General features: G+C 73.7%; 16 protein-coding genes and 1 pseudogene. 12 read left to right on the forward strand and 5 right to left on the reverse strand.

The features are described from left to right. Window positions 1–106: 106 nt before the first annotated feature. The 8 genes from K933_RS16580 to K933_RS16615 all read left to right on the forward strand — a co-directional run bounded on the left by K933_RS16580 (window position 107) and on the right by K933_RS16615 (window position 9,667). Entirely contained in the window at window positions 107–1,264 is a 1,158-nt protein-coding gene (locus K933_RS16580; RefSeq protein WP_023395912.1) for a DegT/DnrJ/EryC1/StrS family aminotransferase, read from the forward strand. Then, a complete protein-coding gene (locus K933_RS16585) occupies window positions 1,261–2,289 on the forward strand; it encodes a Gfo/Idh/MocA family protein (RefSeq protein ID WP_023395913.1) in 1,029 nt (342 codons plus the stop codon). The genes K933_RS16580 and K933_RS16585 overlap by 4 nt, the downstream gene beginning before the upstream one ends. A gap of 55 nt (window positions 2,290–2,344) precedes the next feature. Continuing rightward, complete coding sequence (locus K933_RS16590) at window positions 2,345–3,190, forward strand: methionyl-tRNA formyltransferase (protein WP_023395914.1); 846 nt, start codon at window positions 2,345–2,347, stop codon at window positions 3,188–3,190. Between the two features lie 84 nt (window positions 3,191–3,274). Next, the gene (locus K933_RS16595; protein WP_023395915.1) at window positions 3,275–4,825 is read left to right on the forward strand and encodes an oligosaccharide flippase family protein; all 1,551 of its coding nucleotides are present in this window, start codon (window positions 3,275–3,277) and stop codon (window positions 4,823–4,825) included. 105 nt (window positions 4,826–4,930) lie between these two features. After that, on the forward strand, window positions 4,931–6,436 hold the full coding sequence (locus K933_RS16600) for a sulfatase-like hydrolase/transferase (protein ID WP_152529849.1): 1,506 nt from the start codon (window positions 4,931–4,933) through the stop codon (window positions 6,434–6,436). Between the two features lie 79 nt (window positions 6,437–6,515). Further along, the gene (locus K933_RS16605; RefSeq protein ID WP_023395917.1) at window positions 6,516–8,426 is read left to right on the forward strand and encodes a class I SAM-dependent methyltransferase; all 1,911 of its coding nucleotides are present in this window, start codon (window positions 6,516–6,518) and stop codon (window positions 8,424–8,426) included. Between the two features lie 184 nt (window positions 8,427–8,610). Then, window positions 8,611–9,300 carry a helix-turn-helix domain-containing protein gene (locus K933_RS16610; RefSeq protein WP_023395918.1) on the forward strand — a complete coding sequence of 230 codons (690 nt, stop codon included), beginning with the start codon at window positions 8,611–8,613 and terminating at the stop codon, window positions 9,298–9,300. 46 nt (window positions 9,301–9,346) lie between these two features. Next, window positions 9,347–9,667, forward strand: a complete 321-nt coding sequence (locus tag K933_RS16615) for a hypothetical protein (protein WP_049947982.1) — start codon at window positions 9,347–9,349, stop codon at window positions 9,665–9,667. 45 nt (window positions 9,668–9,712) lie between these two features. Here K933_RS16615 and K933_RS19510 read toward each other — a convergent pair whose 3' ends face one another. Both K933_RS19510 and K933_RS19515 read right to left on the reverse strand, forming a co-directional pair. Continuing rightward, window positions 9,713–10,120, reverse strand: a complete 408-nt coding sequence (locus K933_RS19510; RefSeq protein ID WP_394295684.1) for a glycosyltransferase — start codon at window positions 10,118–10,120, stop codon at window positions 9,713–9,715. Continuing rightward, window positions 10,029–10,982, reverse strand: a pseudogene (locus K933_RS19515) (glycosyltransferase family 4 protein); the annotation flags it as partial. The gene K933_RS19510 and the pseudogene K933_RS19515, both read right to left, overlap by 92 nt. 76 nt (window positions 10,983–11,058) lie before the next feature. On the opposite strand from K933_RS19515, the gene K933_RS16630 reads away from it, so the two are divergent. Continuing rightward, window positions 11,059–12,057, forward strand: coding sequence for a glycosyltransferase family 2 protein (locus K933_RS16630; protein ID WP_023395921.1), 999 nt, complete (start codon window positions 11,059–11,061; stop codon window positions 12,055–12,057). Window positions 12,058–12,096: 39 nt separating this feature from the next. On the opposite strand, the gene glmU is transcribed toward K933_RS16630, so the two are convergent. Continuing rightward, a complete protein-coding gene (gene glmU / locus K933_RS16635; RefSeq protein WP_023395922.1) occupies window positions 12,097–13,284 on the reverse strand; it encodes a bifunctional sugar-1-phosphate nucleotidylyltransferase/acetyltransferase in 1,188 nt (395 codons plus the stop codon). 322 nt (window positions 13,285–13,606) lie between these two features. Between glmU and K933_RS16640 the strand changes: the two genes are divergently transcribed. From K933_RS16640 to glmM, 3 genes are all read left to right on the forward strand, one after another. Further along, entirely contained in the window at window positions 13,607–14,731 is a 1,125-nt protein-coding gene (locus K933_RS16640; RefSeq protein ID WP_023395923.1) for a glycosyltransferase, read from the forward strand. A gap of 85 nt (window positions 14,732–14,816) precedes the next feature. Further along, entirely contained in the window at window positions 14,817–16,211 is a 1,395-nt protein-coding gene (locus K933_RS16645) for a UDP-N-acetyl glucosamine 2-epimerase (protein ID WP_023395924.1), read from the forward strand. A 75-nt stretch (window positions 16,212–16,286) separates the two neighbouring features. Then, the gene (gene glmM / locus K933_RS16650; protein ID WP_049947992.1) at window positions 16,287–17,630 is read left to right on the forward strand and encodes a phosphoglucosamine mutase; all 1,344 of its coding nucleotides are present in this window, start codon (window positions 16,287–16,289) and stop codon (window positions 17,628–17,630) included. A gap of 75 nt (window positions 17,631–17,705) precedes the next feature. On the opposite strand, the gene K933_RS16655 is transcribed toward glmM, so the two are convergent. Then, window positions 17,706–18,515: a hypothetical protein gene (locus K933_RS16655; protein WP_023395926.1), complete on the reverse strand. Its 810-nt coding sequence runs from the start codon at window positions 18,513–18,515 to the stop codon at window positions 17,706–17,708. A gap of 220 nt (window positions 18,516–18,735) precedes the next feature. Continuing rightward, window positions 18,736–20,853 carry a hypothetical protein gene (locus tag K933_RS16660; protein WP_023395927.1) on the reverse strand — a complete coding sequence of 706 codons (2,118 nt, stop codon included), beginning with the start codon at window positions 20,851–20,853 and terminating at the stop codon, window positions 18,736–18,738. Between the last annotated feature and the right edge of the window lie 66 nt (window positions 20,854–20,919).

Consider the following 20,919-nt stretch of genomic DNA (forward strand, 5'->3'; position numbering starts at 1 on the left):
ACCGGCCGCCGGACGGGCCCCGCCGTTTCCTCACACCCGTCGACCGACCGACCGCCGACGTAGCCCCCCTGTAACTTAGTCGGCGGATCCCGGTACGTTCGGTCACATGACGACCGACGGGTCGGGGGACCGCGGAGCGGTCGGCGGGACCGAGTCGGGGACCCAATCGGCGGAACGGGTGTCGTTCACCGACGTTCGCGTCGACGAGGAGGCAGTCGAGGCGGCGGTCGAGACGCTCCGGAGCGGCCGGTACGTGAAGGGACCGCGGGTCGAGACGTTCGAGTCGGCGTTCGCCGACGCCACCGGTGTCGACCACGCGCGGGCGGTCAGCAGCGGGAGCGCGGCGCTCGCGCTCGCGCTCCGCGCGGTCGGCGTCGGCGAGGGCGACGAGGTGTTCCTCCCGGGACACACGTTCTTCGCCTCCGCCGCGAGCGTGCTCGACGCGGGCGCGACGCCCGTGTTCGTCGACATCGACCCCGAGACGTACACGATAGACCCGGACGACCTCCGGGCGGCGGTCGAGGCGAGCGACGCGCCCGCGGCGGTGATGCCGGTCCATCTCTACGGGCAGATGGCCGACATGCACGCGGTCGGGGCGGTCGCCGACGAGTACGACCTCCGGGTCGTGGAGGACGCCGCCCAGGCGCACGGCGCCGACCGCGACGGGCTGTCCGTGGGCGACCGCGGCGACGCCGCCTGCTTCAGCTTCTACCCGACGAAGAACCTCACCGTCGCGGGCGAGGGCGGGATGGTGGTCGCCGACGACGGGGCGGTCGCCGACCGGGTCGCCCGCCTCCGCGACCACGGCCGCGACGAGTCGGGCGCGCACGTCGTGGCCGCGCTCAACCACCGCATGAGCGAGGTGAGCGCGGCGGTCGGCCACGCCGAACTCGACCGGCTGGAGTCGATCACGGCCGGCCGGCGCGCGGCCGCGCTGGCGTACGACGACGGGCTGGCGGACGTCGACGCGGTCCGGACGCCCGTGGCCGCCGCGGGCGCCCGCCACGTCTACCACCTGTACGTCGTGCGCGTCCCCGACCGCGCGGCGTTCCGCGCGACCCTCGACGACTGCGGCGTCGACACGGCGGTCCACTACGAGACGCCCGCCCACCGTCAGCCCGCCCTCCCGGACGGCGTCGGGGGGCGGGACCTGCCCGAGACGGCGGCGGCGGTCGACGAGATCGTCTCGCTGCCGATGCACGCTGACCTCTCGGAGGCCGAAGTCGACCGCGTCTGTGACGCGGTCCGGGAGCACTACGCGTGAGCCGAGCCGACCGCACCGCGGAGCCGACGTACGCGGTCGTCGGGACGGGCCACTGGGGGTCGAACCACGCGCGCGTCGCGGCCGAACTCCGCGCGGAGGGGCTGGTCGAGGAGGCGGTCGTCTGCGACCTCGACGCCGACCGCGCCCGCGAGACGGGCGAGAGACACGACCTGCCGTGGTACACCGACGCCGCCGCCCTCGCCGACGCCGGGGTGGACGCCGCGACGGTGGCGACGCCGTCGCCGACCCACCGCGCGGTGGCGACGGAGTTGCTGGAGGCGGGCGTGGACGTTCTCGTCGAGAAGCCGCTCGCGCCGACCGCCGACGAGGCGTGGGCGCTCGTCGACGCCGCCGACCGCGCGGGTCGGACGCTGGCGGTCGGCCACATCTTCCGTCACCACCCCGCGGTGTGCGCGCTCGCCGACCGGGTCGCCGCGGGCGAACTCGGGACGATACGCCACTTCCGGACCACCCGGTTCGCCTCGCGGGTCCCCCGGGCGGAGGCGGGCGCGCTCCGGTCGCTGTCGGTCCACGACGTCGACCTGTTCCGGCTGCTGGTCGACGACCCCGACGGGCTGTACTGCCGGCTCGACGGCGGCGTCCGCGAGGGGGTCGACGACACCGTCACGCTCGTACTCGACGCGGGCGACGCGACGGGCGTGCTCTCGGCGTCGTGGCAGGTGCCCGTCTACCGCGGCAAACACCGCGACCTCACCCTCGTCGGCACCGAGGGGGCGGCGTACCTCGACTTCCTCGACCACACCACGTTCGAACTGTACGACCAGCAGGTGACCGACGGTCCCGACGGGCCGACCGCCGCGGCGCCGGAGCCGGAGACGGTCACCGTCGACGCCGACCCGGCGGAGCCGCTCCGCGCGGAGGTGGAGGACTTCCTCGCCGCGGCCGCGCGGGGGCGGGAGCCGGGCGCGCCCGGCCGCGTCGGCGCGGCGGCGGTCGAACTGCTCGACGCCGCCGCCCGGTCGCACGAGGCGGGCGAGCGGCTGTCGCTCGACGGCGAGCGGTGAGCCGGCGCGTCCGCGGGGAGCATGATATAACACCCCGGCGGGAGTCGTCCGCGACATGACCCGCGTCGCGTTCTACGGGAGCCACCCGCTCGGGACCGCCTGTCTGGAGGCGCTCTCGGAACACGAGGGGGTCGACGTCGTCGCGGTGAACACCTACCCGCCCGGTGCGGACACCTGGTGGGAGGGGTCGCTGTGCGAGCGAGCCGAGGGGCTGGGCTACCCGGTCCACCACCTCGACGACGACTGCGCCCTGGAGTACGACGTCGACTACCTGCTCAGCGTCTACTACCCAAACGTCGTCGACGCGGACGTGCTCGACCACCCCGACGACTGCGCGCTCAACCTCCACCAGGCGGAACTCCCCCGCTACCGCGGGAGCAACGTGTTCACCCACAGCATCATGAACGCCCGCGCGGACGGCTACTGGCGACACGGCACCACGCTCCACGTGATGGCGCCGAAGGTCGACGCGGGCGACGTGATCGCCCGCCGGCTGGTGCCGATCACCGAGACGGACACCGCGCGCGACCTCTACGAGCGGACGTGTCTGGCCTCGCGCGCGCTGTTCCGCGCACGGCTCCCGTCGATTGCGGACGGGACGGTCGCCGACGACGCGACCCCGCAGTCGGCGTTCTCGGGCGAGCGCTACTACTACGCGAAGGACAGCCTCGACGGTCTCAAGGAGATCCCAGCCGGACGGCTCGCCAACCCCGACCCCGCGACGGCCGTCGAGACGTACGACCGGATCCGCGCGCTCGACTTCCCGCCGTTCCAGCCGGCGTACACCACGGTCGGCGGGCGGCGGGTCGACCTGACGAGCGGCGAGGCGACGCCCGACGCCACGCCGGCGGTCCCGACGGTCGACGAGCCGCGGGTCGGCGCGGGCACCGGCGACGAGTGACAGCCGCGCGCCCCCCCGGTCCCGCCGGCGGACCGCGGCGTATTTACCGGTCTCGCCGGCAGGTGACCGCGGGGACGACCACGGATGGCTGACGACCGCGAGCGGGGGGACGCGCTCGACGCCGACGCCACCGACGGGTCGAGCGGTACCGCCCTCGCGGACGAGGCTGACGACGGGGGCGACGGGGAGGAGCCGGACGATACAGACGACGGGGACGACGCCGCCTCCGCCGGGCGGTCCGGGGTCGCACTGTTCGTCGCGCGCGCGGGCGTTCAGGCGCTGGGATTCCTCGGCGTCATCTACTTCGCGCGCGAACTCGGCGCGGCGGGGTTGGGCGTGTTCTTCACGTTCCAGACGGTCATCTCCGTGCTCGGTATCGCCGTCGAGGTGGGCGTCCCGGGTGCGGTGGTCAAGCGGGTCAGCCAGGCCGACGACACCGCGGAGCGGGGGACGTACCTCACCGGCGGTCTCCTCCTGACGGGGGCGTCGTTCGCGCTGGTGTCGGCCGCGCTGTTCGTGGTCCGCGGGCAGGTCGGCTCGTACGTCGGCTACCCCGCCGCCGCGGCGCTCGCGGCGCTCGTGCTCGGGATGAAAGCCGGGACGAGCGTCGTGATGGGGACGCTCCGGGGCGAACGCCGCGTGACCGCCTCCGCGGGCGCGGAACTCGTCGGGCAGGTCGTCCGCCTCGGCGTCAGCGTCGGCCTGCTGGTCGAGGGGTTCGGCGTCGTCGGGCTGATGTACGGGGTGGCGGTGGGGACGGGTGCGCGTGCGGTCGCCGCGTACGTGGCGTCCGACACCCGGCCCGGCCGGCCCACCCGCGAGTCGCTCCGCCGGCTGTGGAACTGGTCGGGGTACACCGTCGGGATGGAGGTGAGCACGCTCGCGTACAACTGGGCGGACACGCTGGTGCTCGCGGCGGTCGCGTCGAAGGCGGTCGTCGGGGTGTACGAGGCGGCGTGGCAGTTGAGCGCGGTGTCGCTGCTGGCCGCACAGGCGATCGGGGTGACGCTCGCGCCCAACGTCACGAAGTGGCACGAAAACGGCGAGGACGACCGGGTGGCGAACGCGCTCACGACCGGCGTGACGTTCGCGCTCACGCCCGTCGTCCCGGGGCTAGTCGGCGCGGCGCTGTTGGGCGACGCGGTGCTGTCGGTGCTGTACGGGTTCGAGTCGGGCCACCGGGTCCTCGTGTTGCTGTTCGCGGGCCAGATCGCGGGCGCGGTGAAGAACGTCACCCAGAACGTCCTGTTCGGGGTGAACCGGCCGGAGACGGTGTTCTGGACCAACATGCTCTCGCTCGCGGGCAACGTGGTCCTCAACCTGGTGTTGATCCCGCGGTACGGACCGATCGGCGCGGCGGTGGCGACGGCGTCGACGGCGACGCTGGCGGCGGCGTCACAGATCGCCTTGCTCCGCCGGAGCGTCGCGGTCCGCGCCGACTGGCGCGGGCTGGCGTGGCAGACGGGGGCGGCGCTCGCGATGGGTGGGGTGGTGTTCGCGGGCGCGAGCCGCCTCCCGACGGAGACGGTTCCGGGGCTGGTCGGACTGGTCGCCGTCGGCGCCGCGGTGTTCGGGGTCGGGATGCTGGCGAACGGTCGCCTCCGCGACCGACTCCGGGTCGTCTCGCCGTGGTGAGATCGGTCGTCCCGGTCCGGCGGTCCGGCTCGCCTCGATGGAGTACCCGACGCTGTCGGGGGGTGAGTGAGAACCGGTAAGTGATGCGGGATCCAAAGAGTACTCGTGAGCCGAACGACCCTCCCCGGACGAATGCGGCGCAACGTCGTCGTCCTCTGTCTCGACGCCGTCCGTGCGGACACGTTCGCCGCACGGGCGTCCCGGCTGTCCGACCTGGCCGACGTGCGGGTGACCGGCTGTCGGACCGCGGGCGGCTGGACGGCACCGGCACACGCGAGCATGCTCACCGGCCTGCTCGCCCACGACCACGGCGTCCACGCCCGCTCGCCGCGGTACGACTCGCTCGACCCCGCTGACACGCTGGTCGGCGACCTCGACGGCCACGCGGTCGGCGTGAGCGCCACCCCCCACGCCGGCTCCGCGTCCGGCTTCGACCGCCTGTTCGACGAGTTCCACGACGTCACCCGCAGCCGGCCCGACCCGCGGGGGTTCGACGCCCGCGCGGTCGCCGACGAGGCCGACGGTCGGATCGGCCGTCGGATCCACCTCGTCAGGGAGGCGCTCGCACACGACGCGCCGGGGGCGAGCCTCGCGAACGCGGCCCGCGCGGCGGCCGACCGACTCGCCCGCGGGGGGACGCTCGGCCACGAACCCGCGGTGCTCGACGACGGGGCGCGGGCGGTCGCGCGGCTGCTCCGCGACCGGGTGACGGAGACGGAGCGTGACGCGCCCGTGTTCGCCTTTGCCGACTTCGCCGAGGCGTGCGCGCCGCTGGTCGACCGGCGCGGGCTGGTCCGCGGCACCGTCCCGCGGGGGTGGTCGAGCGCGGACGCCGGTCTCACGCCCGAGGCGGTCGTCGCCGACCCCGACGAGTACGTCGAGGAACTCGCGTTCTACCGCCACCTGTACGCCGAGAACGTCGCCTACCTCGACCGGGTCTGTGCCGACCTGGTCGCGGACCTACGCGAGGCGACCGAGCGGGAGACGACCGTCGTCGTCACCGCCGACCACGGCGAGAACCTGTTCGACGACCCCGACGACCCCGCGTTCGGCCACGTCGGGAGCCTCTCGGAGGCGGTGTTGCACGTGCCGTTCGTGCTCGTCGACCCCCCCGCGGGCTACCCGCCGGTCGTCGACGGGCTGGCGTCCCACCTCGACTTCCGGGCGCTGGTTCGCGGGCTGGCGGCCGACGAGACGCCCGGGCTGACCGCCGAGGGCGACCCCGAGAGCGGCGACGTCGCGGGGGACGAGCGGGCGGTCGCGGCGGAACTCGTCGGCGTCGCGCCCGGCGGCGAGGCGTTGGCGGCGCGCGACCCCGAACGCTGGGACCGCGTCCGCCGCGCCGTCTACCCCCACGACGCGGCGAAGCTCTGCTGGGACGACCGCGGCGAGCGGACCGAGTACGAACTCGACCCCGACGACCCCTGCCGCCAGCGGCGCGTCGCGACCGGCACCGGCGGCGCGCCCGGGTGGGCGGAGGCGGTGTTCGGCGAACCGGTCGCGGAGACGGACGAGCGCACTCGCCGCGGCGGCGACGCCGGCGCGGACGGCCGGGACCGCACGGACGACGCGGACCGCCGGGCGGACCCCCGGGAGGTCGGCTCCCGGTGAGCCACGCCCGGGACCGACGGCGACCCGCACCGACGGAAGCCGACGCATAACAAAGCCCGGGTCGGGCGACCCCGCCGCCGTGCGCGACGACGTGCTCGACCGCTGGGTGGAACAGCCGCCGGTCGGCCCGAACATCCAGTACCTCCGGGACGCCGAGCGGGCGGCGGCGCTGGACCGACTGGAGGGAGGCGGGCGCGTCCTCGACGTGGCCTCGGAGGCGAACGTCACCCGGGGGGTCGACGCCCGCGAGGTCGTCCGCGTCGACTTCTCGCCCGCCGCCGCCGACCGCGCGGCCGGGACGCTCGGCGACGCCGTCGACCGCTACGAGGCTATCGACCCCGACGACCCCGCGCTCCCGTTCGACGACGGCGCGTTCGACGCCGCGGTGTCGGTCGGCCCGTACGACTGGCGCTTTCTCGACGTGGCCGGTCTCACCGCCGAGGTGGGGCGCGTGCTCGACTCCGGGGGGCGGTTCGTCCTCACGCTGCCGACGACCCGCTCGCCGTACGCGGTCACCGGGCGGGACCGCTGTCGCTACTTCGACCCCGCCGCCGCGGCGGACCTGCTCTCCCCGGGGTGGGAGTTGGCGGGCGCGGACCAACTGTTCCAGTACCCCTACCCGCTCCACCACCTGATCAACACGCTCCCCGACCGACTTCAGGAGCCGTTCGTCGCGTGGGCGGAGCGCGCGAGCGACTACTGCTCGCGGGCGGACGCGTGGTCGCTGGCGTCGTATCTCGTCGTCGACGCGCGGCCGCTGCCGTACGCCGACTCGCTCGATGCGGCGCTCGACGCGCTGTTCCGGCCGGCCGAGCGGGACGGCTTCTGGGACGAACGCGAGGGCACGTTCGCCCGCGGGCTGGAGTACGACGTTCGGGGCGACGGGACGGACCCGACCGCGCTCGACCTCGCGTGGTCGCGCGACGGGGGGGTCGAGTGGCGGTACGGCCCGTTCGCGCTCATGGGCGCGGTGCAGTGGCGGACCTCGACGCTCGGTTCCGACGCATACGACGCCCGGCTCCGCGAGTGTCTCGACTTCTTCGCCGCGCGACTGGCCGACGGAACCGTCGACTCCGAGATGCCCAGCTACGGGGTCGGCCCGCTAGTCGACGCGTTCGCGCGTGCCGGCGGCCACGACGCGTTCGCGGACGGACGGCTCGACACCGCCCGCGAGTTGGCGGGGCTGGCGGCCGAGACGGTCGAGTTCGACCACGCGGAGGACGCGCTCGTGCTCTACGGCTGGGCGACGCTGTACGACTGCGACCCCCGGGCGACGCCCGACGGTGACCTCCGAACCCGGGTCGACGACGCGCTGTTCGCGGTGGCCGACCGGCTCACCCCGGAGGGGTTTCTCGCGTTCGACAACCACACGACGCGGCGACACCAGAACCAGATGTACGCGCTGTGGGGGCTCTGTCGCGCCGTCGAGGCGACGGGCGCGGACGGCTACCTCGACGTCGCGGAGACGGTGCTCGATACGACGCTCGACCGCCGGATGCGCCCGGACGGCGCGTTCCTGTGGGAGGACGTCCCCCGGCGCGCCCGGCTGAAAGGCGAGGCGGCGACGGCGCTGGGTTACTGGCCGGAGTACTGGGAGTACCTGTTCGAGTGCCACCAGACGTTCTTCGTCAACGCGGTGGCGGCGTACTACGCCGCCGGCGGCGAGGGCCGGTACGACCAGGCGGTCGGGCGCGCGATGGCGTGGGTGTACGGCGACAACCCCCTGGAGACCGACCTCGTGGCCGCAAGCGGCATCGGCGTCCCCCTCCGGCAGACGACGCTCGACGGCCGGGTGGGCGCGCCCGACCAGTCGTTCAAGGGGGCCTACGAGGTGGGGTCGTGGGTGATGGCGCTCACGGCCCTCCTCGACCCCGCGGGACCGTTCGACCCGACGCCGGCGGTCCACGCGAGCAGGGACGAGGGGTCGCGCGCGCGCGACGCGTGGCTCCCCCGCGGGCCGGTCGACCGACTGGTCGACCTGCTGGGCTGAGCGGCCGCGCTCGGCCCACGCGCGGGGTTGTGTGTCTCCCCGTCGACCAGTCGGGCGTGTTCCCGCCCCCGTCACCTGCCCCGCCGAGGACCTGCCGTTCGTGGCGACCGTTCCGCTCCGTCTCGTAACTATAGCGTAATTAGTACGTACGTAACTTTCCCCGAACGGGACGTCCGATCCGGCGATGGCGCTGGTCGCGGAACTCACCGTCGGCGGGGCGCTGTTCGGCCCGACCTGTTCGGGTCTCCCGGACCGCCGGGTCGCCCTGGAGGAGGCGTACCTGCTCGGCGACGGGCGGGTGGCGCTGTTCCTCTGGTTCGCCGCGAGCGACCCCGAGACGGTGGCGTCGACGCTCGACGCCGCCGCCGGCGTCGACGACTGGCGACGGCTCGACGCCGGTCGGGGGCGCTCGCTGTTCCGCGTGACGCTCACGCCGGAGGCGCGGGCGGAGACGGTGTACGACGCGCTGGTCGACCACGACATCACGGTCGTCGAGGCGACCGAGACCGCCGACGGGTCGCGCCTGAAGATCCGCGTCCCCACGCGCGAGGCGCTGGGGGTGCTCGTCGGGGAGTTCGGCCGGCGGTCGATCCCGAGCACGCTCCACCGCCTCTACTCCGAGACGGAGGCGCGCGAGCGGCGCTACGGGCTCTCGCCCAAACAGCGGGAGGCGCTCGTCGCCGCGTGGGAGTCGGGCTACTACCGCGTCCCGCGGGGGGCGACGCTCGGCGACATCGCCGACGCGCTGGAGATCTCCGAGCAGTCGGTCTCCCAGCGGCTCCGGCGGGGGGTCCACTCGCTCGTCGGCGCGACGGTCGCGGGCGGGAGCGAGACGACCCGCGGCGAGGACGGCCGCCCCCACATAAAGGACTGAGATATCAGCGGGGTGCTTTGTGGCCGTTGGTGAGAACGTAACTCGTATGACCCTCCACCGGAGTTCCGACCCCGACTGGGACGACGTGTTCGACGCGCTCGCCGACGACAAGCGCCGGCGGCTGTTCCTCGCGCTCTGGCAGCGCGGTCCCGACGCCGGCATGGTCCCCCTCCGCGACATCCCCGCCCTCTCGACGGAACACGACCGGCTGGAACTCCGGCACGTCCACCTGCCGATGCTCGAGGAGATGGGGTACGTCCGCTGGGACCGCGACCGGGGCGCGGTCGGGCGCGGTCCCCGCTACGAGGAGGTGCTGCCGGCGGTCGAGTGGTTCCACGAGCGCCGCTCGCTCGACCGCACCGTCTGACCCCGGCGAACCCGACGAGTCCGGCCCGCTCCCGCCGGCGTACGACTACTCCGCGAGCCGTTCGTAACAGTCGACCAGTCGCTCGGCGTCGCGCGCCCAGTTGTAACGGTCGACGGCCGCCCGACGGCCGTTCGCGCCGTAGCGCTCGCGCGCCGCCGGGTCCGCCCGGAGCGTCTCGAACGCGTCGGCCCACGCCCCGGCGTCGCCGGCGGGCGCGAGCAGGCCCGCGTCGGCGTCGGCGACCACCGCCCGCAGCGGCGGGAGGTCGGAGGCGACGACCGGCCGCCCCATCGCCATGTACTGGAACAGTTTGTGCGGGACCGTCGTCGCGGTGTGGGGGGGTGTCCGCGTGCGGGACGAGACAGACGTCCGCGGCGGCGAGCACCGCCGGCACCGCCGCGAACGGGACGCGCCCCGGGAGGTCGACCCGGTCTGCGACCCCCCGCCGCGCAGCCAGCGCCCGGAGGTCGGCGGCGGTGTCGCCGCCGCCGCCGCCGACCAGCCTGAGCCGCACGCCCGGGGACTGCGCGACGGCCTCGACGGCCGTCTCCAGCCCGCGGTGGGGACCGAACCCGCCGACGTAGACCGCGGTGAGCGCGTCGTCCGGGCCGGGGGCGGCGGCCGCGCGCACGTTCCCGTCGGCGTCGACGCCGGTCCCGTCGGTCCCGCGGCCGGCGTCCGGCGGCGGAGCCGCCGCCGTCTCCGGGTCGAAGACGTCGAGTTCGACCGTGTTGCCCACCACGGTGACGGCCGCGGGGTCGACGCCGCAGTCGTCGACGTAGTGGTCGCGGGCCGTCTCACACACCGCGAGCACGCGGTCGGCGGCCGGGAGGACGCGCCGCTCGACCCGCTTCCACCGCGAGACGGGGAACGCGGTCCGGCGGACGGTCTGGGCGGCGTACCGCAGCGGGTGGTCGGCGTGGGTCCGGTGCCACTGCCGGACGGCCTCGGGGTAGTTCTCGTGGCAGTCGGCGACGACGGGGACGCCGTGGCGGCGCCGGGCGACCAGCGCGGTCCGCACCAGCGGCAGGTCGTGGACGTGGACCGCCGCGACGTCGCGCGCTCGGAGGAACCGGTCGAGCGCGGCGAGCCACCGCGGCCTGACGCCCGTCAAAAGGTCGCCAGCGGCGTCGACGGCGGCCGCCGCGTGCGCCCGCGCGTCGTCGGCCGGGAACCGGCGGACGCGGACGCCGTCGACCGTCTCCCGGCGGGGACCGTCGCCGAGACAGAACACCGTCACCGCGTACCCCGCCGCGTCGAGCGCGACCGCCTCCTTGCGGACGCGGATGTCCGGGTACGGGCCGGGGAGGAGCATGGCGACGGCCGCGTCTGGTGACACAGTCGTCGTGGGTGGGATACGTTCTTGAATGTGAGGGGAGTACCCCGCGGCGATGCCGCTGGTCAGCGTTCTCACGCCGACGTACGACCGGGTGGACCGACTCCCGGGCGCGATACGGACGGTCCGCGCACAGACCCACGACGACGTCGAACACGTGGTCGTCAACGACGGGTCGACCGACGGCACGCGCGCGTACCTCGACGGCGTGGACGACGACCGGGTGCGCGTCCGCCACAACGACGGCAACCGCGGCATCGCGTACAGCTTCAACCGCGCCGCCGACGCCGCCGACGGGGAGTTCTACTGCATCCTCGGCGACGACGACCGGTGGCACCCCGAGAAGGTCGACCGACAGCTGGCGGCGTTCCGCGAGGCGGACGACCGGTTCGGCGTCGCGTACACCGGGGGCGTGCTCACGGCGGGCGGCCGGGTCAGCCGGCGCTACCGCCCGACGCGGGAGGGGAACATCTACCCCGAGATCCTCGCCGCGTTCGGACTCCACCCCCACTCGGGACACATGCTGACCCGCGAGGCGTTCGAGGCGGCCGGCGGCTTCGACGAGGCGATGGAGCGGGGCGTCGACTGGGAGATGTGCGTCCGGCTCGCGCGGGTGACCGAGTTCCTCCCCGTCCCGGGCGTGCTGGTCCAGCGGCCGCGCCACGGCGGCGCCATCTCCGACCAGCCCGAACAGACCCGCGTCCACGACTACATCTACGAGAAGTACCGCGAGGAGTTCGCCGCCCACCCGGCGGTCGACCGCGCGTTCCGCGCCAACCGCGCGCGGATCCGGGCGTACAACGCCGCGCGGGCGGGCGAGCGCCGCCCCGCCGTCCGCGAGGCGGCGACCGCGCTCCGGCTCCGGCCGTCGGTCGCACACCTCGGTCTGTTGCTCACGGGGCTGGTCGGCAGACGCTCGTTCGACCTCGCGGCGCGGCTCAGGCGTGCGGTCGCCGACGCGCGCGCGGACGACGCCGAGACCGACGCCGGGGCGGAGTGGTGGGCGGAACCCGACCCGGGTCCGGACCCGAACGGCGCGGCGACCCGAGTCTGACCGACCGGCCGACCCGCGCCCGACCGGTCGGAGAGACCCTCAGCGGTCGCGGTCGACGAACTCGCCGGGGTCGGTCGTGGCGCCGACCGACAGCCGAACCCCGGGCGCGAGACTGGTGTTGACGCCCGTCTTGGCGCGGTCGCCCGCGACGACGCCGAACTTCCGGCGGCCGGTCGACGACCGCTCGCCCTTGACGGTGAACTCGACGGGCTCCTCGTCGTGGCGGAGGTTCGCCACCTGCGTGCCCGCGCCGAGGTTGACGTCGCGGCCGAGCACGCTGTCGCCGACGTACGTGAGGTGCGGCACCGTCGCGCCCGCCATCAGCACGCTGTTTTTCACCTCGACGCCGTGGCCCACCTTCGCGTCGGGCCCGACGAGCGTCGCGCCGCGGACGTACGCGCCGGGACCGACCGTCGCGCCCTCGCGGATGCGGACGGGACCCTCGATGACGCAGCCCGAGCGGACGGTCGCGCCCTCCTCGACCACCACGTCGTCGTGGAGTTCCGCGGTCTCGTGGACCTGGCCCGCGATCCGCGACTCCTGGTCGGCGAGGCGGCGCTCGTTCGCCGCCAGCAGCTCCCAGGGGTGGCCGACGTCCATCCAGTCGTCGACGGTGACGGGGGTGACGTCGGTCCGCTCGGCGACCGCCGCGAGCACGTCCGTGAGTTCGCGCTCGCCGCGTTCGCTCTCGCCCACGTCGAGCAGGTCGATGGCCGCCTCGGGGAAGACGTACGCGCCGACGTTGGCGAGGTTCGAGGGCGGGTCGTCCGGCTTCTCGACGATGCCGGTGACGCGCCCGCCGTCGTCGTCGGTGGAGACGACCCCGTAACTGCTCGGGTCGTCCACCTCCGTGACGCCGACGCTGGGCGCGGCGTCGAACAGTTCCGCCACCTCGTCGGCGCCGTAGAGGTTGTCGCCGTTGAGCACCGCGAACGGACCGTCGAGCAGGTCACTCGCGGCCGCCACCGCGTCGGCGGTCCCCTCGGGTTCGCCCTGGTCGACGTACGAGACGGGGACGTCCCGGTAGCGGTCGCCGAACGTCTCGCGGACCTGTTCGCCCTCGTAGCCCACGACGAAGACGAGTTCGTCCGCGCCGGCGGCGACGGCGGCGTCGGCCGCCTCGGCGGCGAGCGGTCGGTCACACACCGGCAACAGCGGCTTGGGTCGCGTGTCCGAGAGCGGTCGGATCCGGGTCCCCCGACCCGCCGCGAGAACGACTGCGTGCATGTCCCGTCGGCCGGTGCCACACCGCTTTGTTATGCGGCTACTTCGACCGGGGTCGACGGGTCGCAGCCCGCGCCGAACCCGCCCGTCCCGCCGTCGGACGGCCGCTCCGGGCGCCGGACCGGGGTGCCCGGGGGCGCGCCCCCGCCCCTCAGAACTGTGACGAGACGGACCGACGATGCGGTGAGTAGAGGCTGTCTAACTCCGCTCAACGCGACTATCGACGATTATAACACATCATACCTATAATCCCCGGCGGCGAGTACCCGACAACTAGATGTTGGAGTCAGCACCGCGATCCACTGCTACGTCTGTCTCTGTCACGATGCTCGGCTCACTCGACCCGTGGAAGGGAATAACGCCGTACTGCGAGGAGGTGTTCTCCGGCCTCGAGGAGTACGGCACGCCGATCCAGTTCATGAACTGGGAGCAACTCTACCCTCGGTGGCTCTACCCGGGCGGCGACCCCAAGAAGGCGGACGCCGAACCGCCCCAGCAGTCGAACGTGCTCAACGTCCTCAGCTGGTGGAACCCGGCGTCGTGGTACCGGGCGGCGCGGCGCACCCGTGGCGAGATCGTCCACGCGCAGTGGTGGTCGTTCCCGCTCATCGGTGCGTACCTCGGCTACCTGTGGCTGGTCAAGCGGCGCGGTCACACCGTCGTCCTGACCGTCCACGACGTGAAACCGCACGAGCGCTCGCTGGTGAACAACGCGCTCAACCGTCTCATCTACCTCATAGCCGACCACTTCGTCGTCCACAGCGAGGAGAACAAACACACCCTCTGTTCGGAGTACGACATCGACACCGACCGCGTGACGGTCATCCCCCACCCCACCATCCAGAACGTCCCCTCGAGCGGGGTCACCACCGAGGAGGCGAAGTCCTTCCTCGGCGTCCCCCAGGAGGACGACGTGCTCCTGCTGTTCGGGGGGATCCGCGACTACAAGGGGATCGACATCCTCCTGCGACTGCTCCCGGATATCCTCGAACGGCGCGAGGACCTGACGCTGCTGATCGCGGGGGCCTGCTGGGACGACTGGGAGAAGTACGAGCGGATCATCGACGAGGAGGGGGTGCGCGACCACGTCAAGACGCGCGTGGAGTTCATCCCGGACGATGAGATCGAGTACTACTTCGCCGCCTCCGACCTCGTCGTCTTCCCGTACCGCCACTTCGACGCCCAGAGCGGCGTGGCGTCGGTCGCGAACTTCTTCGGCGTCTACTCGATCGGCTTCGACCGGGGTGGCCTGGCCGACCAGATAACCGAGACGGTCGACAACGAGGCGGAACTGGTCGACCGCATCGCCGAACTCCTCGAGGAGGGGCCGGACCCCCCCAGCTCCGGGGGAGAGGTGGACAACCGCGAGTGCATGAAGAAACACGCCGACCTCTACTCGCGGCTCCACGCCGAGACGGAAGCGGAAGCCGGGACGGGGAGCGACCGGTGACCCGGGCGGCGGCCGCCGGGCCGGACCGGACGGGCGAGGGCGAACCGGACGACGACCGACGCGGCAGCCGACGGGAACGGACCAGATGACGACGACACCGACCACGACGACCGAGATAGACGTACACGAGGACCGACTGGACCGAACGATGGCGGGCGAGGAGTTCGTGCTCGCGGTGGTCACCGCGACCAAGCCCGACTTCTACAAGCAGGCGCCCGTCGTGGCCGCCGCGCGGCGGAAGGGGTTCCCCTGTTTCGTCCTGCACACCGGCCAGCACCACGACGACCTGCTGGGACACGGGCTTGTCGAGTACGGCATCGACGACAGCGTCGCCGCCGACCTCGGCATCCGGGGCGGGCTCACCCAGAAGACGGGCGAACTCATGCGCCGGATCGAGACGTTCACGTCGTACCTCGACGAGCACTACCCCGACACGACGGTCCTCCCGCTGGTTCACGGCGACACGCTCGCGGCGGGTATCGTCCCGCAGGCGTGGATGTTCGCGACGAACCGACTCGTCGCGCACAACGAGGCCGGCCTGCGGAGCATGTCGCCGTCGTTCGACGCGCAGGGCGACCCCGAGGCGTTCGTCGAGGCCCAGTGGGGCGAGGAGTGGTCGCTCAACCGAACGGAGCCGTTCCCCGAACAGTACGACACGTTCGTGGGGTCGGCCGCCGCGGCGTACCACTTCGCGCCGACGGACCTGAACCGCGAACACCTCGTCCGCGAGGGCTACCCCGCGGAGGTGGAGGGCGACGAACGGATCCCGGTCGTGGGCAACTCCGTCGTCGACGCCATCGAGGCGAAGGCGAACGCCGACCTCGACGAGTCGGTGTTCGACGTCTACCCCGAACTGGAGCGGAGCGACGAGTGGATCCGGGTCGACATCCACAGGCGGGCGAACCTCCTCCCCGAGCGGTTCCGCGCCATCGTCGACTGCGTCACCTCGCTCGTCGAGGCGGGCCACCACGTCAACTTCGTCGAACTCACGGCGACGGAGCGGGCGCTCGAACAGTACGGCCTGCGCGACCGGCTGACCGAACTCGCCGACGAGCACGACAACTTCCTGCTGACGGGGCTGTGGAAGCGGCACGCGCACGTCTACGAGTTCCTCCGGTCGGGGCACTGTTTCGCGGAACTCACCGACTCGGGGAGCATGCAGGAGGAACTCAACTACATCGACGAGACGCTCTGTCTCACCGCCCGGTTCAACACCGACCGACCGGAGACCGTCTCGGAGGCGGGGACGAACCTGCTCGTCCCGCCGACGACCGGCGAGGAGATGGAGGAACTCGTCGAGTACGTCTACGGGAACGACACCGTGCGCACGCGGATGCGCGAGGGGCCGTCGCTGTACGGCGAGAACGTCGGCGAGAGCATCGTCGACTTCCTCGCCGCGAAGGACGACCCCGTCTCGTTCGAGTGGGCGCACGAGCGGCTGGGGTTCGCACGGAGCGAGCGCGACTTCGAGTATCTCTGAGCGGGCGGCCACGTCGGCCGGTATTCGCTCCATTACTAACCGGGCTCCACTCGCGTCACCGCTACGATGACGGATCTGTTCGGCACTAGCGGGATCAGGGGTGCGGTGGGGACGGACGTGACGGCCGACCTCGCGGTGTCGGTCGGCCGCGCGGTCGCCGCCGAGGGGGCCGACCGAGTCGTCCTCGGGCGGGACGCGCGGGTCCACGGCGACGTGCTCGCGGACGCGCTCGCGGCGGGGCTGCGCGAGTCCGGCGCCGAGGTGCTCAGGCTCGGCGTCGCCGCCACCCCGACGGTGGCGCGGAGCGTCGACTGGTACGACGCCGACGCGGGCGTCGTCGTCACCGCCTCGCACAACCCGCCGTCGGACAACGGGATCAAGCTGTGGACGCCCAGCGGGCGGGCGTTCCCGGCCGAGCGGCGCGAGGCGGTCGCGGACCTGATCGCGGCCGACGACGCCCCCCGCGCCGCGTGGGACGCGTTCGGCGACCAGCGCCGGGTGGAGGACGCGGCCGAGCGACACGTCGAGACGCTGGTCGCGGGCGCGGAGCTGTCGGACCCGCCGTCGGTCGTCGTCGACGTGGGCAACGGGACCGGCGGGGTGACCGTCGAGGCGCTCCTCCGGCTGGGCTGTGACGTGGAGACGCTGAACGCGACGCCCGACGGCCGGTTCCCCGCGCGGCCGAGCGAGCCGACCGCGGAGAACTGCGGGACGCTCGCGCGGACCGTCGCGGCGACCGACGCCGACTTCGGCGTCGCCCACGACGGCGACGCCGACCGGATGATGGCGGTGACGGGCGACGGCGAGTTCGTCGGCGGCGACGAACTGCTCGCGGTGTTCGGGCTGGCGGCGGTCGACGACGACGACCGCGACCGGGTCGCCGCGCCGGTCAACACGAGTTCGGCCGTCGACGACGCGCTGGCGGCCCGCGACGCCGGCGTCGAGCGGACGGCGGTCGGCGACGGGTTCGTCGCCGACGCGACGCTCGGCGACCGGGTCGTCTTCGGCGGCGAACCCAGCGGCGCGTGGATCTGGCCCGACCGGGCGCTCTGCCCCGACGGCCCGCTCGCGGCCGTGACGCTCGCGGAGCTAGTCGCCGAGCGGGGGTCGCTCGCGGTGCTGCTCGACGACGTGCCCGACTACCCCATCCGCCGGGACGCCGTCGAGACGGACGCCGGCGAGGCGGTGATGGAACGGGTCGAGGGACGACTCGCGGAGCGGTTCCCGCAGGTGACCGCCATCGACGGCGTGCGCGGCGACACCGACGAGGGGTGGGTGCTGGTCCGCCCCAGCGGGACCCAGCCGCTCGTCCGCGTCACCGCCGAGGCGCGCGACGCCGAGACGGCGGGCGACCTGCTCGCGGAGGCGCGCGCGCTCGTCGAGGCGGCCGTCGAGGAGACCGGGACCGACGCCGAGTGAGGCGGCTGGACGGTCGGGGACGGCTCCGGATCGGAGGCGAATGGAGGGCGACGCGTCAGCGGGGACCGCGCTCCGTCACAGGGCGTCGTGTCCGACCGGGTCGCCCCGCTCGCGTCGGAGGCGGCAGAACGCCTCGGCGAACACGCCGAGCGAGACGAGCGAGACGGCGTAGCCGACGACGCCGTTGGCGAACTGGAGGGCGACCGACTGCCGACCGAGCAGCGCCGACCCGGCGAACGAGACGAGCAGGCTGACGACGCCGGCCGCGACGCCGACGACCAACACGACGAGGAACAGGCGGATCCAGTTCCCCCGGGTCAGCGACCAACTGTCGACGAGGGCGGCGAGCGCGTTCTCGTCGTCGACGACGACGTAGAACTGGCCGAACATGAGCGCGACGTACGCGACCAGCCCGGGGACGAACAGGAGGAGCATCCCCACGAGGACGCCGACGAGCGGCGACCCGGCGAGTAACCCGCCGGCGATGGCGGCGACCGCGGGACCGCTCACCGCGAGGCCGAACAGCACGCCGAAGACGACCAGGTTGACGAGCACGTAGCCGATGCGACGGGTGAGGAACTCGCCGGGGATCGACGAGCCGCGGCCGTCGACGAACGCCCGGACCGTGACGACGTTCAGCCACACGAACGCTGCCAGGAGGAGGAGGACGACGACGACGCTCGCCGCGAGCGGCAGCGGCAGCGTCGGGAACGGGAGCGCGGCGGGGTCGACGCCGTACCGCGCGGCCGTCGTCGCGACGAGCGACGAGACGACGGCCATCCACACCGTCCCGAGGGCGAGGTTGGCCGCGAGGAGGACGAGGCCGTTTCGCGAGACGACGCGGTCGATACCGCCGGAGAGGGTGGAACCAACTCTGAGCGACACGGGTGGTCGTTGCCCCCCCGACCATGAAGTCGCCGCGGTCGGTTTCCGAGTCGGAAAATCGTCCCCGGCGAACGCGCGGACGGCGACGGTGTCGCGTTCGACCAGCGGGTGTACCGCCCGCGCTCCCGGTGTCGACGCGGGTGGTCGAACTCCGCGGGCTGGCGAGTAGCCCCCGCTCGACCCGGCTCGACGGCCGACGTCGGCTCCGACCCCGGCCCCCTCAGAGCGGGCGGAGGTCGTCGCTCCAGACGAGGTCGCCCTCGTACTCGACGGGGATCGGCGCGATGTCGAGCAGGTCCGCGAGTTCGTCCGCCCCGACGACGAACTCCGGGCTCTCGCCCGCGTTCAGGAACTGCTCGGACACCGAGTCGAGCGCCGGCGAGAACAGCGACCCGAGCCCGAACAGCGGCGTCGGACTCAGGCGGAACCGGAGCCCGTAGCGGCCGTCGTCGCGTCCGCGGACGACGGCCACCAGCGGGGCGAACCCCTCTGGCTGTGAGAGGGTGAGGTCGCCGTCGCCCACCACGACGTACTGCCCGCCGACGACCGACAGCCGGCGGGCGACCCGGGTCGCGACCCGGAACGGGAACCCGTTGTTGAGCAGGCGCGCGAGCAGCAGCCCCACGTCGACCGCGTCGTCGTTCGCCACGTCGCTGAGCGCGACCGCACCGGCGACCGCGCCGCCCTCGACGAGGCTGACCCCCTGCCGGTAGGACTGACACGCGTTGAGGACGAACGCGTCGACGCCGTGGTCGACGCCCCCCAAGTCGAGCGTGCCGTCGGGACACTCCAGTCCGGCGGAGGTGGCGTGGCCGACGAAGTGGAACACGTCGGTCCCCTCCGCGAGGAGGGCGGCGAGTCGGTCGCGCCCCACCCCGCACGCGGTCGACACCCGGAGGTCGGCGGCCGTCCCCGCGTCGTAGGCGGCGGCGGCGCGGTCGACTTCGACAGCCATTCCCGGGTCGTTCGCCACCAGCAGCACCGACAGCGGCTCGTCGCTCGGCTCGCGCTCGTGGCGGTGGCGCGCCCCCGCCGGGAGGAACGCGTCGGCGGTGACCGGGATGCCGTCGCCGACGTACACCTCGTCGGCGGCGTCGGTCGGCGGGGTGGACACGAACGCGGCGTCGCCCGCGAACACCTCCGCGGTCGACCGGGTCGCGGTACCGTCGTCGTCGAGGAACGCCGACAGCGCGACCGGTCGGGCCGCCGAGCCACGCACCCGCTCGGGCGGGACGGCCCGGACCGCCGCGAGGTCGTCGACCAGCGACGGGAGCGCGACGACGTTCGCGGGGTCGGGGTCGACCGTCGCCGCGAGCGGCCACCGCGGCGCCACGTCGTCGAGCGTCGTCTCGGGAACCCGGAGGTACGCGCGGACCCGCTCGGCGAGCGACCGGTCGTACAGCGCCGCGGGGTCGAACGGCGCCGACAGACGGCGCTCCAGCCGGTCGCGCAACGAGAGGTCGACCGGGTAGTAGCCCTCCGTCCGGACGACACAGTCGAGGAGGAACGTCCGCCGGGTCAGCCGGTGGGCGGCGTCGGCGAACCCCTCGGGGTCGGCCGGGAGCGCGGTCAGCGGCGCCGACTCGTCGACGACGCCGAGGTGCGGGCCGCTCGGGCGGCCCGCGCCGGAACCGGTCCCCGCGGCGTCGCCGGCCGGTTCGACGCGCGCGCCGAGGTACGCCGCCAACGGCGCCGCCGGGAACGCGAACGCCGGGTCGGGCGGGACGCGGAGCCGGAGGCCCGTCTCGGGGAGCGACAGCCCGTCGGGCGGCGAGAACGTCTCGGCGAGTTCGACCCGCGGCGGGTGCCCGCGGAGGGTGGAGAACGACCGTTCGGGCGACTCGGTGCGGGTGGGCGCGCCGAGCCACGACACCGTCCGGAGCAGGTCGGCCCCGTCGGTCGTCGTCTCGACCGTCTCGTACGGCCGGCTCCGGCGAGGGCGGCCGCCGACGAGGACGTCCGTCGGCGCGTCGAACCCGAGCCGGATCGAGCCGTCGGTGTCGGTGACCCGGAGGGGGGCGTCGGCCCGGAGGTACGTCTTGAGTTCGGCGTCGACTTCGAGGAGGTGTTCGGCGGCGGGGTAGGCGGCGTCGGCGGCGTGGTCGAAGTAGTCGCGGGGCGAGCCGTCGGCGTCGCGGACCCACACCCCGGTTCCGAGGGGTACGTCGACGCGGTCGGTGTGGACGACAACGGCCGCCTCGACCGGGAGGTCGGCGGCGTCCGCGGCCCGGTCGCGGAGCGTCGCCCCGGCAGGGAGACCGAACCGGGCCGACTCCCGCCTGACGGTGTCGGTGAGGCGGAGTCGGCCGTCGTCGAGTTCTATTCGCATCGCGTCCATCGGGGTGACGCACGCGAGACCCCGTCTTGAAACCGCCGGCCGCCGCGACCCCGGGATCCGGGACTG

It is taken from the genome of Candidatus Halobonum tyrrellensis G22, from assembly GCF_000495475.1.
In the GTDB taxonomy this organism is placed as follows: Archaea; Halobacteriota; Halobacteria; order Halobacteriales; family Haloferacaceae; genus Halobonum; species Halobonum tyrrellense.